Source organism: Gordonia sp. UBA5067 (genome assembly GCF_002414845.1).
Lineage (GTDB): Bacteria > Actinomycetota > Actinomycetes > Mycobacteriales > Mycobacteriaceae > Gordonia > Gordonia defluvii.
On sequence record NZ_DIAX01000042.1, the window covers coordinates 1360 to 17342 of the forward strand.

Here is a 15983-nt window from a genome sequence, read left to right on the forward strand (position 1 = left end):
CGAGCGGGCCGATCAGGCCCGGCGATATCGTGACGACGACGATCACCTCGGTGGCGCCGCACCACCTGATGGCTGACGGCGGGGTCATCTCGATCCGCAATACGCGGGCTGGCGATGCCTACGAGGCGAATCGTCGACCGACCACCGCGTCGACAGGGGTGGGCCTGGGCCTGCCAACGATCGGCGTCCGCCCGATTGAGCCGGTGTCGACCGGCTGTTCGCCGGGTGGCGGCAACTAGATGACGGGATACGAAGTGAGTAACGATCCGACAGCGGGATTCGAGCAGTTCAAGGGCGACCTACGCAAAGCCGAGCGGAAGGTGGCCGGGGAGATAGACCCGGGCGCCCGGGCGGTGGTGGTCGCCGTTGCGGTTCTGTTGGCCGGGGTGTCTCTCGCGCTGCCGCATACCGGCTCGGTCAACGGCTTTGATGTGTTGAGCTACAACGCTCAGGCGCAAGCCGCGCAGATAGCGATCACCTCAAGGGTGTTCGTGTATTTGGTGCTGATCTTCGGCGTTCTCGCCTCGGCGCTCGCGTTGGTGACGCGGCGCTGGGTCCTGGCGTGGATCGCGTTGTGTGGGTGCATGGTGTCGATTGTCGCCGGGATGCTGGCGTGGTGGACCCGGACGACACCTGGTCTCAATGCATTGCCGGGTCCTGATGGCAGGCTGCTGCCGCCGGCGGGCGGAATCGGCATCGGGTTGATCCTCGGCCTGGTGGCGATGGTTGTCTTGTCTTTCCACTGGGCTCGGGTCGTCTGGTCGCGCAACGCCTATCAGTTGTCGGTGGAGGCGCAGCGGCGTGAGGCGGCGGCGCGCGCCGATGACCGGATGCGTGGCCTCATCACCCCGGTGCGGCACGACGACGACCCGACTGACGCTTAGCGGTCGGAGACGGCGCCTTCGGCGGTTTTCGCCCATTCCCGCCACTGCTCGGCCTGCTCGCGCAGCTTGGCCGCCTCGTCGGCCTTGCCGCGCTCGTCGGCCTTGCGTGCTTGGTCCTCCAGTGCAGCCACTTTCTCGGCGAACTGCGCGGCACGTGCCGCGACTTCAGGATCGTCACGGCGCCACGTTTCGTTCTCCGCGTCACGAATTCGCCGCTCGAGCGCCCGGAATCGGCCATCGAGGCGGGTCATCTGGTTACGGGGCACCTTTCCGAGTTCGTCCCATCTTTCCTGCAGGTTGCGGAATGATCGGCGTGCGGCGGCGAGATCGGCGGTGTCGATGGTGCGCTCGGCTTCGTCGAGCAGCGCCGACTTCGCTTCGGCATTGGCGGTGAACTCGTCGTCGCGCTGCGCCGCATCGATGTTGCGGGCCGAGAAGAAAATGTCCTGAGCCGCTTTGAACCGCTGCCACAGGGCGTCGTCAACATCTCGCGGTCCGCGCCCGGCGCCCTTCCACTCGGTCATCAGGTCACGGAATCGTCCCGCCGTCGGGCCCCAGTCGGTTGACGAGGAGAGCTCTTCGGCTTGTGCGATGAGTTCCTCCTTCCGGTCTTTGGCCGCACCCCGGTCGCGGTCGAGTTCGGCGAAGTGGGTACCGCGACGCCGATTGAACTTGTCGCGGGCGCGGGCGTAGCGCTTCCACAGCGCATCATCTGACTTTCGGTCGATGCCTTTGATCTCCCGCCACTCGTCGAGGATCGTGCGGATGCGATCGCCAGCGTCCTTCCACTGCGTCGAATCGTCCGCAAGTGTCTCGGCCTCGACGGCCAGTGCCTCTTTGCGTGCGATTGCCGCCTCGCGATCATGTGCGCGCTGCGCCTTGGCCTCCTCGGCGACCTCGTCGGCGGTATCGGTGATGGCGAGCAGCCGGGACTGCAGCGCCGCCACGTTGCCGATGACGTGGGCGGTGGGCAGGGCATCCAACAAGTGTTGTGCAGCCGCGCGGGTCTTGCGCGGGTCGCCCGATCGTGCGGCCAGACGCTCCTCGAGAATCTCGACCTCGGTGGCCAGGTCCTCGAAGCGCCGGGAGAAGTGGGCGAGGCCGTCCTCCGGGCTCCCGGCCTGCCACTGTCCGACCTCACGCTCACCGTCGGCCGTCTTGAGCCACACGATGCCCATCTCGTCGACCCGCCCGAATTGGTGTGGATCGCCGACGCGAGTGGGCTGATGCGTGATGGGAGCGTTGGTCACCGATCGCGCGCCGGGATTGGGGCCCGGTCGCGGCCCGGGCTTGGGCCCGGGTTTGGGCGTGCTCGACCCGTCGGTCGCCGGAGATTCGGAGTCGGAGGCTGTCATTGCGGTGTCCTCACCGTTATCGTGCCGCGCGTCACGGCTGCCAGGTTGTGCCGGCATCGGGGGAACCCGGGCCGTTGGCCTCCATTCAAGCAGGTCGACTAGCGTCGTGGGTTGTGTTGATTTCGGCGGTATTCATCCCAGGCGCACCAGCGCTGGTGCCCGAGGTGTCCGGCCCCGGGGTGGTCGAGCTCGATCCCGTTCGCACCGCGATGCAGGTGGCGATCGCCGAACAGGCCCTGCTCAGCGGTTCCTGGTGGGGGGTGGGTGTCGCGGATTCGACCGCTGACAGTCAATCGGGCGAGGTGCTCGGTGTGGGATCCTTCGGCGGATTCGGTGTCGACCGCCATGTTGCGCTCCAGCCGGGCCCGAATGCGGCGCCCGGAGAGTCGCACCTTCCGACGTCGATGCTGATTGCCGGATGGGCGCGCGAACTCGCACCCGAGGCGCACCCGGTGGTGATCAGTCCGGTGGTCGTGGCGGCGGGCGCAGGTCCGGCGACGTGCCGGGCCGTGGGAGCAGATCTGGCCGCGCGGCTGGCTGCTGGGCCGGAGGCCGTCGGGCTCCTGGTCGTCGGTGATGGGGCGATCAATCTGAGCGACGGGGCACCCGGTGGGGGATGCGCGCCCGACGCCGTCGCGCTGCAGGCGGACATCGACGCCGCACTGGCCTCGGGCGACCCGGACGCGGTACGCGAGCTGGACTGGGACCGGTGTGCCCGCTGGGGGGCGCGCGGCCGAGGCGTGTGGGAGGTTGCGGCCGCCTGCGCACCCAGCTCTGCGACGGCCACCGTCGGCTACGCCGGTGCGCCGTTCGGGGTGGGCTACAACGTCGTCACCTGGCGGTTCGGGTGAGCGCGTGTCCGCCGATCGTCGTCGTCGGCCCGACCGCGAGCGGGAAGTCGAAGTTGGCCCTCGACCTCGCCGAGCGTCTCGCCGGTGAGGTCGTCAACGCCGATGCCATGCAGCAGTACCGCGGCATGGATATCGGCACCGCCAAACTGTCGATCGCCGAGCGTCGGGGGATTGTCCACCACCAACTCGACGTCCTCGACGTCGCGGAGACGGCCACGGTTGCGCGCTATCAGCGCGCCGCGATCGCTGACGTCGAGGCGACCCTCCGCCGGGGGGCGACACCGATCATCGTCGGCGGCTCCATGATGTATTTCCAGGCGCTGGTGGACCAGTGGTCACTACCGCCCACCGATGTCGCGGTGCGGGCCCGTTACGAGGCGCAGTTGGCGGTCACGGGAACGCAGGAGATGCACCGCCGCCTCGCGGTGGTGGATCCGGCGGCGGCGCAGACGATTCTGGACACCGACGGACGCCGCATCGTCCGGGCGCTCGAGGTGGTGGAACTGACCGGCCATCCTTTCGCCGCTTCCCAGCCGCGGATCGGCTCGCCCCGCTGGGATGCGGTGCTTGTCGGGGTGGACCGCGAGACCGAGGTACTCGACGGTCTCATCGCCGTGCGCACCGACGAAATGTTCGCCCGTGGCCTGCTCGACGAGGTATCCGGTCTGCTCGAGCACGGGCTGCGTGACGGGCAGACGGCGATTCGTGCGATCGGTTACGCGCAGGCCGTGGCGCATCTCGATGGCGAGTATGACCTGGGCCGCGCACGTGAGTTGACGTTCACCGGAACCCGGCGCTACGTACGGCGCCAGCGCTCCTGGTTTCGGCGGGACCCCCGAATCCGCTGGTTCGACGGTGGCGGCACCGGCCTGACCGACGCCGTCACCGCCTACTATCGCGACATCCGCGACTAGACTGACGCGGTGACCATCGCACCGGCGCAACCGCGGAACTTCTGGAAGGGCCACGGTACGCAGAACGATTTCATCATCATCAATGACCCGGGCGTCGTGCTGCCGCTCGATTCGGGAACGGTGGGCGCGCTCTGTGATCGGCAGCGGGGTATCGGTGCCGACGGCTTGCTGCGGGTGGCCCGGGCCGGGTCGCTCGTCGACGCGGGGGTGCTCACCGGTCTGGGCGAGGGCATCGCTGCCGACGACCTATTCATGGACTACCGCAACGGCGACGGGTCGATTGCCGAGATGTGCGGCAACGGCGTCCGAGTGTTCGCCCACTTCTGCCGGGTGAGCGGGCTCACCGATGCCGACGAGTTCGTCGTCGGTTCCCGCGCGGGTGCCCGACGGGTGCACCTGCACTCGGTCACGCAGACGGACGCGGACGTGAGCGTCGCGATGGGCCCGGTTCGTCGTGGGGTGACATCGTCGGCGATGATCGCCGGTCATGCCTACCTGGGGCTGGCCGTCGACGTCGGTAATCCGCACTTGGCATGCGTCGTCCCCGGCCTGACGCACAGCGAGCTTGCCGCAGTGGATTTCACCGCCGGCGCCGCCTTCGACACCGCGGTGTTCCCGGACGGGGTCAACGTAGAGCTCGTGACCGAGCCACTCGACGTCGGTGATTCACTGCTCGCCTCGATGCGCGTCATCGAGCGCGGGGTGGGGGAGACGCGCAGCTGTGGGACCGGGCTCGTCGCGGCGGGTAGCGCCCTGCTGGCGTCTGTGCAGCGTGACGAAGGGATGCTGCGCATCAGTGTGCCGGGCGGCCGCGTTGAGGTGGCGATCACCGACGGCGGGCGTTCCTCGACGCTGCGGGGGCCGTCGCGACTGGTCGCGCGCGGAGAGTTGTTCGACGGAGCACTGGGATAAACCAGGATGCGCGTCGAGGCGCCGCGGTGCCATCATGGATGGATATGACCGAACACGAAGCATCTATCGCCGCGCCGACTACCGGCGATCTTCAACTGGACGAGCGGGCGTCGCTACAGCGCATCGCGGGCCTGTCGACAGAACTCACCGACATCACCGAAGTCGAGTACCGGCAGCTCCGACTTGAGCGCGTGGTCCTTGTCGGCGTGTGGACGTCGGGAACCGCAGCGCAAGCACACGCGAATATGGCCGAGTTGGCCGCACTCGCCGAGACGGCCGGATCCGAGGTGCTCGACGCCATCATCCAGCGCCGCAGCAGCCCCGATGCGGCCACCTATATCGGCTCCGGCAAGGCTGGGGAGTTGCGCGAGGTGGTGGTGGCTTCGGGTGCCGACACGGTGATCGCCGATGGCGAGCTGACCCCCGCGCAATTGAACGCGCTGGAGAAGATCGTCAAGGTGAAGGTCGTCGACCGGACCGCGCTCATCTTGGACATCTTCGCCCAGCACGCCACCAGCCGGGAGGGTAAGGCGCAGGTGTCGTTGGCCCAGATGGAATACATGCTCCCGAGGCTCCGGGGCTGGGGCGAGTCGATGTCCCGGCAGGCCGGCGGACGGGCGGGCAGTAACGGCGGTGTGGGTTTGCGCGGGCCGGGTGAGACGAAGATCGAGACCGATCGCCGCCGGATCCGGGAGCGGATGGCGAAGTTGCGGCGCGAGATCCGTTCGATGAAGACCGCGCGGACCGTCAAGCGGTTGGAGCGGCATCGCAGTGGCGTGCCCGCCATCACGGTTGTGGGCTACACGAACGCGGGAAAGTCGAGTCTGGTGAACGCGATGACCGGGTCGGGCATGCTCGTCCAGGACGCGTTGTTCGCGACGCTGGATCCGACGACCCGCCGGGCCCGATTGGACGACGGTCGGGAGGTGGTGTTCACCGACACGGTGGGATTTGTGCGCCACCTGCCGACCCAGCTTATCGAGGCCTTCCGATCGACCCTCGAAGAAGTGGCCGACGCGGACCTGCTCATCCATGTCGTCGACGGGTCGGAGGCTTTTCCCCTCGATCAGGTCGCCGCCGTGCGCACGGTCCTTGGGGAGGTCCTCGAGGCCAATGGATCGGTACCGCCGCCGGAACTGCTGGTGGTCAACAAGGTTGATGCGATGACTCCGCTGGCCCGCACCGAACTGGCTGCAGCGCTGCCGGGCGCGGTGTTCGTGTCGGCGCGCACCGGTGCGGGGCTGGCAGAGTTGTTCGAGCGGATTCGTGCCGAGGTGGGCCGTCACGACGTTGAAATGCTCGTCAACGTGCCTTTCGACCGCGGTGACGTGGTCTCCCGGATCCACGCCGACGGCGAAGTCTGCTCTGCCGAGCACCACGAAACCGGCACGATGATGAGGGTGCGGGTGCCGGCAGCACTGGCCGGCGAACTCGAGGAGTTCGGCCGGCACAGCGGGTAGGCCTCAGATTCGGCGCATCACCGTGACGACCTTGCCGAGGATGACCGCCCGGTCGCCCGGAATGGGGTCGAAAACCGGGTTGTGTGGCAGCAACCACACGTGCCCGTCGTCGCGCTTGAAGGTCTTCACGGTCGCCTCACCGTCGATCATCGCGGCCACGATGTCGCCGTTGTCGGCGACGTTCTGCTGACGTATGACGACCCAGTCGCCATCGCAGATAGCTGCGCCGATCATGGACTCGCCCACCACGCGGAGCAGAAAGTGTGCTCCGTCGCCGACTAGTTCGCGAGGGAGGGGGAACACGTCCTCGATGGCCTCCTCCGCGAGGATTGGGCCGCCCGCTGCGATCTGTCCCAGTACGGGAACATAGGTCGGCGTCGGCATCCCCTCGGCCGAACCGCCGGGAGGGGGCTGGTTTCGGTCGACGGCGACATTCACCGCGCGGGGCCGGTGCGGATCGCGTTTGAGGAGGCCTTTGGTTTCCAGCGTCCGCAGTTGATAGGCCACCGAGGAGGTCGAGACCAGGCCGACCGCGTCGCCGATCTCGCGGATGCTCGGGGGGTACCCACGTTCTCGAACCGATTTGCGGATGACTTCAAGGACATCGCGCTGCCGCTGAGTCAGCGTTGCCTCGATGGCAGCCGGTGAGTCGGTGAGTCCGGATGGGGGCGTCTTCTTCCTGGCCATGGCTTCTCCTCTTCTCGATGTGGTCACGGTAGCGAAATCCTCCGACACTTTCAAACATTTGTTCGATGTGTCGCATGACTTTGTCGGACTGCCGTGGTAGAACTTCGAACATCAGTTCATCGAACACACGAACGAGGAGCGATCATGAGTGCACCGGTGACGCACCGCCCCAATCCGGTTCCTTCACGTCGGGTGACGCCGCTTGCCAAGCGCCCGCGTGACCCCCGGCTGTCGGCATCTCCGCCGGCGCGGGGAACCGATTGCGGTGGATCGGCCCATCCGCGACAGCCGCTCGTAGGGGCGGATGCCGCGCGGGTATTCGCGCGCCGGCGGGCGGTGGCCGGAATCCTCGCCGGCGCGGCGCTGGCCGCCTTGGTGTGGGTCTTCGCCATTGTCGGCGGTGACTATGCGGCCGCATCGTCGCCCGATCCGGTGACCACGTCGGTGGTGCACGTGCGCGGCGGCGAGACGCTGAACGCGGTGGCGGCCCGCGTTGCGCCGGATGTGTCACGGCAGGCCGTGATGAACCAGCTCCGGGCGTTGAACGGTCTAACATCGGCGACGCTGTCCGTCGGCCAGGCGCTGGTCGTTCCGGTCTATCGCTGAGCGGCGTTCGGCGCAGTCGGGCCCGCCGGTACTGTTGGGGGCATGCATTGTCCCTTCTGCAAGCATGTGGACACCAAGGTTGTGGACTCCAGACTCGCCGATGAGGGTCAGGCGATCCGCCGCCGCCGGTCCTGCCCGGAGTGTGGTCGCCGTTTCACCACGGTGGAGAACGCGGTGCTGGCCGTCGTCAAGCGCAACGGGGTTACCGAGCCGTTCAGCCGCGAGAAGGTCATGCGCGGCGTTCGCCGAGCGTGTCAGGGACGACAGGTCGACGAAGACGCGCTCGCCCAGCTGGCTCAGCAGGTGGAGGACGCCGTGCGGTCGTCGGGGTCGGCCGAGATCCCGAGCAACGAGGTCGGACTTGCGATTCTCGGGCCGTTGCGCGATCTCGACGAGGTGGCCTACCTGCGTTTCGCCTCGGTGTACCGGTCATTCGAATCGCTCGACGACTTTCAGCGCGAGATCGACGTACTGCAAGCGAACCGGGCCTGACCTGATCGGTCCGGCCTCAGCGAAACGAGTCGAAGGCCTTGACGACGCGCTTCTCGGAGACGGGGTAGGCGGTGCCGAGGCGCTGGGCGTACAGGCCGACTCTCAGTTCCTCGACCATCCAGTGCGCGTACTCGTTGAACGCGTCGCGCCGCGACACGGGCAACTGTTCCAGCCGTTGGTTCCACCTCTCCACGACGCGGTCGACTGATCCGGTGGCGTCGCGATCACGGGCGGCGTTGGTGTCGAGGGCGTCGAGCCGGGTGACGGCTGCCGCGAGGTAGCGCGGAATCTCGTTCAGGTGGGTGGTGGGGGTTGCTCGGATGAATCCGTCGAACACCAGGTTGGACACTTGCTCGGCCACGTCGTCGGCGGCGAGGGTCCCCGTTCGCATTTCGACTGCGGTGTGAACGTCGGGCAGTTCGCCGAAGATGTCGAGCGCAGCGAAGAAGGCCGCGGGCGCGCGCTCGGTGATGAGGCGGGAGATGCGGTCGTGGAGTGCGGCGAATTCGGCAGGGGTCCGCAGTGCGGCCGCCTCGCGCGGGTCGACGGTATCCCGAACGGCGCGCCGGGAGCAGTCGGCCAGGAGCGCTTCGAGGGAAGAATACGGTTGCTGGCTCAGCGCGAGCCGCTGCCCCGGGGTCAGCCCGGCGGTGATCTTGCGCGACGGCACGGTCGTCTGCGCGTCGAGAAGCACCACGACGGCGTCGACGAGCGCGCTATCGCGGGCGGCGGCGGTGGCGTACCACTGCGATACGACCGTCCTCTCGTCGAGGACCGCCAGTCCGGGGAAGCGGGTCACCTGCTGCCCCGCGATCGCGGCGGTTACCGAGTCGTCGAGGTTGCCGAACGTCTCCGCGGTCCAGGTCGCAGCGCTCACCCGGGTGGGGCCGGTGGTGGCGGGTGTGGCGGTGACGGGATGCTGCAGGGCGGACAGCGTCCGGCTGCTGGCGACGGTGCGGCCGCGCGCGTCGACCACGGCGAAGTTCATCCGCAGGTGGTCATCGATCCGGTCCGGCGCAAAGAGGCCGGGCGAGACGGTTGTCCTCGTGAGTGCCGAGAGTTCGCGTGCCAGGCCCGTTATCAGGGGTTCGCTGCGCGGGGTGAGTCGTGCGATCGCCGCGGCCGCGTATTGGGATGCCGGCGACGCCAGCTTGCGGACCTGTTTGGGCAGGGTTTTGATCAGAGCGGTGACGAGATCTTCGCGCATGCCCGGAACGGACCAGTCGAATCCGGCGGGCCGGACATGGTCGACGAGTTCCCGTGGAATCTCGACGGTTACGCCGTCGGCCGGGTCGCCAGGAGCGAACTTGTAGCGCAGGGTCAGGCGGAGCTCACCCTGGGCCCACGTCCCGGGGTAGTCGGTTTCGGACACGTCGGCTCCGGCGACCACGTCGTCGGCGCGCAGATCCAGCTGGGTCGCGTCCCGCCCGGAGGCGTCCTTCCACCAGGAGTCGAAGTGCTGGCCCGATACGACGTCGGCCGGTATCCGTGCGTCGTAAAACGAGAAGAGCTGATCCGCGCTGATGACCAGGTCGCGCCGGCGGGCGCGGCTTTCTGCTTCGGCGGCGTCGTCGAGGAGCGCGCGGTTACGGCTGAAGAAGGCGTGTTTGGTGCGCCAGTCACCCTCCACAAGAGCGTGTCGGACGAACATCTCGCGACACATCGGCGGATCGATCCGGGTGTAGGTCACCAGGCGTGCGGCAACCAGCGTCACACCGAAGAGGGTGACCCGTTCGTAGGCCATGGTCGCGCCGCGCCGCGACGACCAGTGCGGTTCGCTGTAGGCCCGTTTGCAGAGGTCTCCGGCGAGACGTTCGGCCCATGCCGGATCGATGCGCGCGACTGTGCTCGCATAGGTGCGGGACGTCTCGATGAGTTCGGCGGCCATCAGGAAGGACGGCGGCTTCTTGGCCATCGACGACGAGGGGAAGATCATGAGCGAGGTGTTGCGTGCTCCCTGGTATTCCCGGGAGTCACCTTTGCGGGCCGCGATGTTGGACAGGAGGCCCGCGAGAATCGCCTGGTGGACGGCTTCGGGGTTGCGTTCGCGGTCCCGGTCGGTCGGCCAACCGAGGTCGCTGACGGTTCGCTGCAACTGGCGGTGCAGGTCGCGCCACTCGCGGATCCGGGTCCAGTGCAGGAACTCGCGGTCGCACTGTCGTCGGAATTGGCCGGCCGACAACGACGTCCGCGACTCCTGCAGATAGTCCCAGAGATTGAGTAGGGCGAGGAAGTCCGAGCCAGGTTCGTCGAAACGGCGGTGTGCCTCATCGGCCGACTCGCGCTTCTCGGCGGGCCGCATTCGCACATCGGGGATGGACAGCGCGGCGGCGACGACGAGAACGTCGTCGACGCAGCCGAGATCCCGGGCAGCGACGAGCATGCGTGCCGGTCGAGGGTCGATCGGCAGGCGGGCGAGCGCGCGGCCGACGGCGGTCAGCTTGGGTGGCCGGTCGGATCGGAGGGTGACCGCGCCGAGTTCGCCAAGTTCGGCCAGGCCGTCGGCGATCGCACGGGGCGACGGAGGCGAGACGAACCCGAAGTCGGCGATGTCGCCGAGTCTCAGTGACACCATCGAGAGGATCACCCCGGCGAGGTTCGCGCGCAGGATTTCCGGGTCGGTGTAGGGCGGCCGCGAATCGTAGTCAGCTTCGTCGTAGAGGCGGATGCATACGCCGGCCGCCACCCGTCCGCAGCGACCGGCCCGCTGACGTGCGCTGGCCTGCGAGATCGGCTCGATGGGCAGTCGGGTGACCTTGGTGCGCGTCGAGTAGCGGGACATGCGCGCGGTTCCGGAATCCACGACGTAGCGAATACCCGGGACCGTCAGCGAGGTTTCGGCGACGTTGGTGGCCAGGACGATCCGGCGCCCATTAGAGGGGGCGAACACGCGGCGCTGGTCGGCCATGGACAACCGGGCGTAGAGCGGGACGATCTCCGCGCCACGATTGAGCCAGTGTGAAAGGATCTTTGCCGCCTCCCGGATATCGCGCTCGGTGGGCAGAAATACCAGTATGTCACCCGTTGCCCCGGCCCAGAGTTCGGTGACGGCGCCATCGATCGCGGCGATGAGCTCGACGTCCGGCTCCGGCGGGCGGTATCGCAGTTCGACGGGGTGGGCCCGGCCGGAGACCTCGATGATCGGCACGATGTCCTCAGCCGACGCGAAATGTCGGGCGAATCGCTCGGGTTCGATGGTCGCCGAGGTAATGATGACCTTCAGGTCCTGTCGGCGGGGGAGCAGCCGCTTGAGAAAGCCGAGGATGAAGTCGATGTTGAGACTGCGTTCGTGTGCCTCGTCGATGATCAGCGTGTCGTAGGCGCGCAGCATGGGGTCGCGAGAGATCTCAGCCAATAGGATGCCGTCAGTCATCACCTTCACCAGCGTGGTGTCGGAGACCCGATCGGCGAATCGTACGCAGTAGCCGACCGCGTCGCCCAACTCGGTCTCCGTCTCGGCCGCGATCCGTTCGGCCACCGAGGACGCCGCGATTCGACGAGGTTGGGTGTGGCCGATGATCCCGTCGATGCCGCGGCCGGCGGCGAGGCAGATCTTCGGCAGCTGCGTCGTCTTGCCCGAGCCGGTTTCGCCTGCCACCACGATGACCTGGTGGTTGAGCAACGCCTCGGTGATCTCGTCGCGCCGCAAGCTGACGGGCAGGTCGTCGGGAAAGGTGATGGTCGGGAGTCGTGCTCGCCGCGCTGCGATCAGGTCGGGGCCGGGTCCGCGCGATCGGGCTGGGGTGGACGGCGACATGATCGTCCAGCCTACGTGTGGTTTGCGGGCCCGGGTCGATCGACTCCGCCCTACCCGGCCGGTTGCGCGGGCGGCAGCCCGGTCCGCCATGATGGAACCATGACCTATTCGCTCTGGCATGGTTTTGCCGATATGGGTGCCGTCGTGCACACCGGTCCCTTTGTCCTCACCCGCGGCGAGGGCGCATACGTCTTCGATGCCGAGGACAACCGCTACCTCGACGCGACCGCCGGCCTATGGTTCACCAACATCGGGCACGGTCGTACCGAGGTCGCCGACGCGGTGGCCAAACAGTTGTCGAAGCTGGCCCACTTCTCTGGCTTCGGTGATCACGCCGCGGATGTCTCAATCGAGCTGGCGGAGCGGCTCTCGGCAATCGCGCCGGTGCCGGGCAGCAAGATCTTCTTCACCTCCGGCGGCAGTGATGCGGTCGAGACGGCGACCAAGCTGGCCCGCCGCTACTGGCACGAGGTTGGACAGCCGGAGAAGACCATCATGGTTGGTCGGTCGAAGGCCTATCACGGGATGCATGTGGCCGGTACATCGTTGGCGGGAATCCCCGCAAACGGCGAAGGATACGGCGAATTGATGCCCGGTGTGGAGACGATCAACTGGGACGATGCGAAAAGCTTGCTGGGCTTGATCGAACGCGTCGGCGCTGAGCGGATTGCCGCCTTTTTCTGCGAGCCGATCATCGGCGCGGGCGGGATCTACCTGCCGCCCGAGGGGTATCTCGACGAGGTGCGCGGGATCTGCCGAGACCATGACATCCTTTTCGTCGCCGACGAGGTCGTGACCGGATTCGGGCGGATCGGCGGCCAAGAATGGTTTGCGTCGTCGCGCTTCGGCCTGGAGCCGGACATGATTGTCACGGCCAAAGGGTTGACATCGGGCTATGTGCCGATGGGTGCGGTATTCATCGCACCTCGCCTGGCCGAACCCTTCTTCGGGGGCGGTGTGTGGTGGCGGCACGGCTACACCTACGGCAGTCACGCCGGCGCCGCTGCTGCTGCCATTGCCAACCTCGACATCCTTGAGCGGGAGAACCTGCTCGAGCGGGCCAGCGCGCTGGAGGGCGAACTGGCCGCAGCCTTCTCGCCGCTCGCTGAACTCGACACCGTCTCGGAGGTGCGCACCGGACTCGGTGCGGTCACCGCGGTCCAGCTCGCCGACGCGGCCCAAGCTCCGGCGGCGGTCGCCGGGCTGCGCCGGGCCGGCGTGGTGACCCGAGCGGCCGGTCAGGGCGCGCTACAGATCTCGCCGTCATTCGTGATGACGCCCGAGCAGGTGGAGGATATGGCGCGCCGCTTTGGGGGGGCCCTCGAGCAGTTGTAGCGGCGGGATGACGATGCCCCGATCCGCAGTGCGGACCGGGGCAGGCGTCGGTGGGCGAACCCCTAGCTCAGCGCGCTCTTCGCGGTGAGCGCGGCCGCGACACCGTTGATCGTCGCCGCGACCTTGACGGCTTCCCAGACCTGTTCCTTGGTCAGCCCGGCCTGGCGCACGACGTCGGCGTGGGCGGCGGTGCAGTCATGGCAGCCGTTGATGGTCGAGACGGCCAGACTCCAGAGCTCGAAGTCCTCCTTCGCCACTCCCGGGTTGCCGATGATGTTCATGCGCAGGCCCATCCGCACCTCGCTGTAGTCCTCGCCGAGGAAGCTCTTGGCGCGGTAGGCGACATTGTTCATGCCCATAATCGACGCGGCGCCCAGTGCGGCGTTGTAGGCCTCGCCGGAGAGGATATCGGCAGCCTCGTCACTCAGTTCCGCGATCACCGTTGCATTGCCGGTGGCCACGGCCGACGCTAAGAATGTGCCCCACAGCTGCTGCTCGGTGAGCTCGGTGGTGCGGCTGAGGGTCCCCAGATTGAGCTTGAGGTCCTTGGCGTACTCGGGCAGCGCCGCTTTGAGGTTGTCGATGCTCATCGGTATCAGACGCTCGCGCTCATCAGTTCGCCGGCCGCAATGGTCGGATCGCCCTTGCGCCAGTTGCAGGCGCACAGTTCGTCGGACTGTAGGGCGTCGAGCACGCGCAGCACCTCGTCGACGTTGCGGCCCACCGACCCGGCGGTCACCGATACGAACTGGATCTCGTTGTTCGGGTCGACGATGAAGGTTGCGCGGTCCGCAACGCCATCGGCATTGAGGACGCCGGTGGCCTCGACGAGTTCGCGTTTGATGTCGCTCAGCATCGGGAACGGCAGCGTCTTGAGCTCTTCGTGCTGGGCACGCCACTGGAAATGGACGAACTCGCTGTCGATCGAGGCGCCGAGCACCTGGGCATCACGATCGGCGAACTCTTCGTTGAGCTTGCCGAATGCGGCGATCTCGGTAGGACACACAAAGGTGAAGTCCTTCGGCCAGAAGAACACGATGCGCCATTTGCCGGCGTAGTCCTCGCTGGAGACCTGGGTGAAGTAGTCGTCGGGCTGCTGGGCGTTGACGGCGGACAGGTCGCCGCCGATCACCGCGGTCAGGTGGTAGGCCGGGAACTGGTCGCCAATCGTCAAGAGTGCCATCGGGATTCTCCGTTGCGTAGGGGTGCGGGGTTTGCTGTCATCCATTGTCGTCGACTGCGCCTAAAAGGGCTACGTGATGATTAGCACTATATTGATAGCTATGACCGATCAAAGTTATCACCCGTCGATCGCCGGCCTGCGCGCCTTCGTCGCGATCGCTCGCAAACTCCACTTTGGAAGTGCTGCAACAGAATTGGGGATAAGTCAGCCGGCACTGTCGCAGGCGCTGGCAACCCTGGAATCGGGTTTGGCGATGCGTTTGGTTGAGCGGACGACCCGGCGTGTCTTCTTGACATCGCAGGGCGAGGAGTTGCTGCCCCGTGCGGCCGCAGTGGTGCGCGCCGTCGACGAGTTGGCGTTCGCGGCCCGTGGTGCAGAGGATCCGCTTCGCGGCAAGCTGCGACTGGGGCTGATCCCCACCGTCGCGCCGTACACCCTGCCGGCCATCCTCGCCGGAGTCGCCGCGCAGTTGCCTGACCTTTCGTTGCTGGTCGTGGAGAACCAGACCGCGCGGCTGCTCGAGCAGCTGCGCGACGGCTCGCTCGATCTTGCCGTCCTGGCCCTGCCCGCCGACGCGCCGGGGATTGCCGAGATCCCCATGTACGACGAGGACTTCGTGCTCGCGCTGCCTCGGGGGCACCGTCTGGCCGGCCGCAAACGCGTCGACCCCGCGGCGATGGCCGAACTCCCGCTGCTCTTGCTCGACGAGGGCCATTGCCTGCGCGACCAGGCGCTGGAAGTGTGTCAGCTCGCTGGGTTCCGGCCGGACCTGGGCCAGACCCGCGCCGCCTCGTTGGCAACCGCGGTCCAGTGCGTCGAAGGCGGGCTCGGTGTCACGCTGATCCCGGCGACAGCGGTCGACGCAGAGACGGCGGGCGGCCGACTCGCGACCGCCACGTTCGCGCCGCCGCGTCCGGGCCGCCGGATCGGACTGGTGTACCGCGAGTCGGCGGGCCGCGCTGCGCCGTACGCGCGTCTCGCGCAGATGCTGACGGTGATGATCGCCGGTGCCTCGCCGACGACCGAGATCCGTCCGGTCGGGAACGCGTTGCCGGTCAGCCGGCCGGGCTGAGCAAGAAGATCGGGATCACCCGGCCGGCCTTGGCCGCGTAATCGGCATACGGGGGGTAGGCGGCCACCGCGCGCTGCCACCACAGGGCGCGCTGTTGCGGGTCGGAGATCTGGCGGGCTGTGTAGGCGCCGACGGCGGTGGCGTCGCGCAATTGAACCGCAGGGTCGGCGAGCAGGTTGTGGTACCAGACCGGGTTCGCCGGGGATCCGCCTTTTGAGGCCACGGCCAAGTATTCGCCGCCATGCTCGACGCGCATCAGTGGCACTTTGCGGAGCTTTCCCGTTTTGGCTCCCCGCATCGTCACGATGACCACGGGCAGCTCGCTGCCCGGAAGCGTGGTGCCCTCGGTTCCGCCCGATCTCTCGTACGCCGCCACCTGGTCGCGCACCCAGGCGGACGGGCTGGGGGAGTATTCGTCGTCATAACGCATACCGCAACCAACGGTCGCGGGGCGCCGCATATTCCACCGTCGGAC

The 15983-nt window shown here is 67.5% G+C and carries 15 protein-coding genes and 1 pseudogene; 10 read left to right on the forward strand and 6 right to left on the reverse strand.

What is annotated here, in order from left to right:
* Together B4M62_RS06395 and B4M62_RS06400 are read left to right on the forward strand one after the other, a co-directional pair.
* Positions 1-239: pseudogene (locus B4M62_RS06395) on the forward strand (tRNA (N6-isopentenyl adenosine(37)-C2)-methylthiotransferase MiaB); the annotation flags it as partial.
* A gap of 15 nt (positions 240-254) precedes the next feature.
* The gene (locus B4M62_RS06400) at positions 255-884 is read left to right on the forward strand and encodes a hypothetical protein (RefSeq protein WP_290706146.1); all 630 of its coding nucleotides are present in this window, start codon (positions 255-257) and stop codon (positions 882-884) included.
* Here B4M62_RS06400 and B4M62_RS06405 read toward each other — a convergent pair.
* On the reverse strand, positions 881-2239 hold the full coding sequence (locus B4M62_RS06405; protein WP_290706147.1) for a DUF349 domain-containing protein: 1359 nt from the start codon (positions 2237-2239) through the stop codon (positions 881-883). The genes B4M62_RS06400 and B4M62_RS06405 overlap by 4 nt on opposite strands.
* Positions 2240-2352: 113 nt before the next feature.
* Here B4M62_RS06405 and B4M62_RS06410 point away from each other — a divergent pair, with 113 nt between their 5' ends.
* From B4M62_RS06410 to hflX, 4 genes are read left to right on the forward strand one after another with little or no spacing between them, the layout of a single operon-like run.
* Positions 2353-3090 carry a hypothetical protein gene (locus B4M62_RS06410; protein WP_290706148.1) on the forward strand — a complete coding sequence of 246 codons (738 nt, stop codon included), beginning with the start codon at positions 2353-2355 and terminating at the stop codon, positions 3088-3090.
* A complete protein-coding gene (gene miaA / locus B4M62_RS06415; protein WP_290706149.1) occupies positions 3087-4004 on the forward strand; it encodes a tRNA (adenosine(37)-N6)-dimethylallyltransferase MiaA in 918 nt (305 codons plus the stop codon). Before B4M62_RS06410 ends, miaA begins: the two co-directional genes overlap by 4 nt.
* Before the next feature lie 9 nt (positions 4005-4013).
* Complete coding sequence (gene dapF, locus B4M62_RS06420) at positions 4014-4916, forward strand: diaminopimelate epimerase (RefSeq protein ID WP_290706150.1); 903 nt, start codon at positions 4014-4016, stop codon at positions 4914-4916.
* A 44-nt stretch (positions 4917-4960) separates the two neighbouring features.
* Entirely contained in the window at positions 4961-6376 is a 1416-nt protein-coding gene (hflX, locus tag B4M62_RS06425; RefSeq protein ID WP_290706151.1) for a GTPase HflX, read from the forward strand.
* A gap of 3 nt (positions 6377-6379) precedes the next feature.
* Here hflX and lexA read toward each other — a convergent pair whose 3' ends face one another.
* The gene (gene lexA, locus B4M62_RS06430) at positions 6380-7063 is read right to left on the reverse strand and encodes a transcriptional repressor LexA (protein ID WP_290706152.1); all 684 of its coding nucleotides are present in this window, start codon (positions 7061-7063) and stop codon (positions 6380-6382) included.
* A 144-nt stretch (positions 7064-7207) separates the two neighbouring features.
* On the opposite strand from lexA, the gene B4M62_RS06435 reads away from it, so the two are divergent.
* Complete coding sequence (locus B4M62_RS06435; protein WP_290706153.1) at positions 7208-7669, forward strand: LysM peptidoglycan-binding domain-containing protein; 462 nt, start codon at positions 7208-7210, stop codon at positions 7667-7669.
* A gap of 42 nt (positions 7670-7711) precedes the next feature.
* Positions 7712-8161 carry a transcriptional regulator NrdR gene (nrdR, locus tag B4M62_RS06440; protein ID WP_290706154.1) on the forward strand — a complete coding sequence of 150 codons (450 nt, stop codon included), beginning with the start codon at positions 7712-7714 and terminating at the stop codon, positions 8159-8161.
* Between the two features lie 16 nt (positions 8162-8177).
* Here the strand turns inward: nrdR and hrpA are convergent, their stop codons facing one another.
* A complete protein-coding gene (hrpA, locus tag B4M62_RS06445) occupies positions 8178-11918 on the reverse strand; it encodes an ATP-dependent RNA helicase HrpA (protein ID WP_290706155.1) in 3741 nt (1246 codons plus the stop codon).
* Between the two features lie 99 nt (positions 11919-12017).
* On the opposite strand from hrpA, the gene B4M62_RS06450 reads away from it, so the two are divergent.
* Positions 12018-13253: an aspartate aminotransferase family protein gene (locus B4M62_RS06450; protein ID WP_290706156.1), complete on the forward strand. Its 1236-nt coding sequence runs from the start codon at positions 12018-12020 to the stop codon at positions 13251-13253.
* Between the two features lie 62 nt (positions 13254-13315).
* On the opposite strand, the gene B4M62_RS06455 is transcribed toward B4M62_RS06450, so the two are convergent.
* Both B4M62_RS06455 and B4M62_RS06460 read right to left on the reverse strand, forming a co-directional pair.
* Positions 13316-13843, reverse strand: coding sequence for a carboxymuconolactone decarboxylase family protein (locus tag B4M62_RS06455; protein WP_290706157.1), 528 nt, complete (start codon positions 13841-13843; stop codon positions 13316-13318).
* A gap of 5 nt (positions 13844-13848) precedes the next feature.
* On the reverse strand, positions 13849-14436 hold the full coding sequence (locus B4M62_RS06460) for a peroxiredoxin (RefSeq protein WP_290706158.1): 588 nt from the start codon (positions 14434-14436) through the stop codon (positions 13849-13851).
* 100 nt (positions 14437-14536) lie between these two features.
* On the opposite strand from B4M62_RS06460, the gene B4M62_RS06465 reads away from it, so the two are divergent.
* A complete protein-coding gene (locus tag B4M62_RS06465) occupies positions 14537-15508 on the forward strand; it encodes a hydrogen peroxide-inducible genes activator (RefSeq protein WP_290706159.1) in 972 nt (323 codons plus the stop codon).
* Here the strand turns inward: B4M62_RS06465 and B4M62_RS06470 are convergent.
* Positions 15492-15938 carry a nitroreductase family deazaflavin-dependent oxidoreductase gene (locus B4M62_RS06470; RefSeq protein ID WP_414651799.1) on the reverse strand — a complete coding sequence of 149 codons (447 nt, stop codon included), beginning with the start codon at positions 15936-15938 and terminating at the stop codon, positions 15492-15494. The two genes, B4M62_RS06465 and B4M62_RS06470, sit on opposite strands and share 17 nt — an antisense overlap.
* Positions 15939-15983 lie beyond the last annotated feature (45 nt).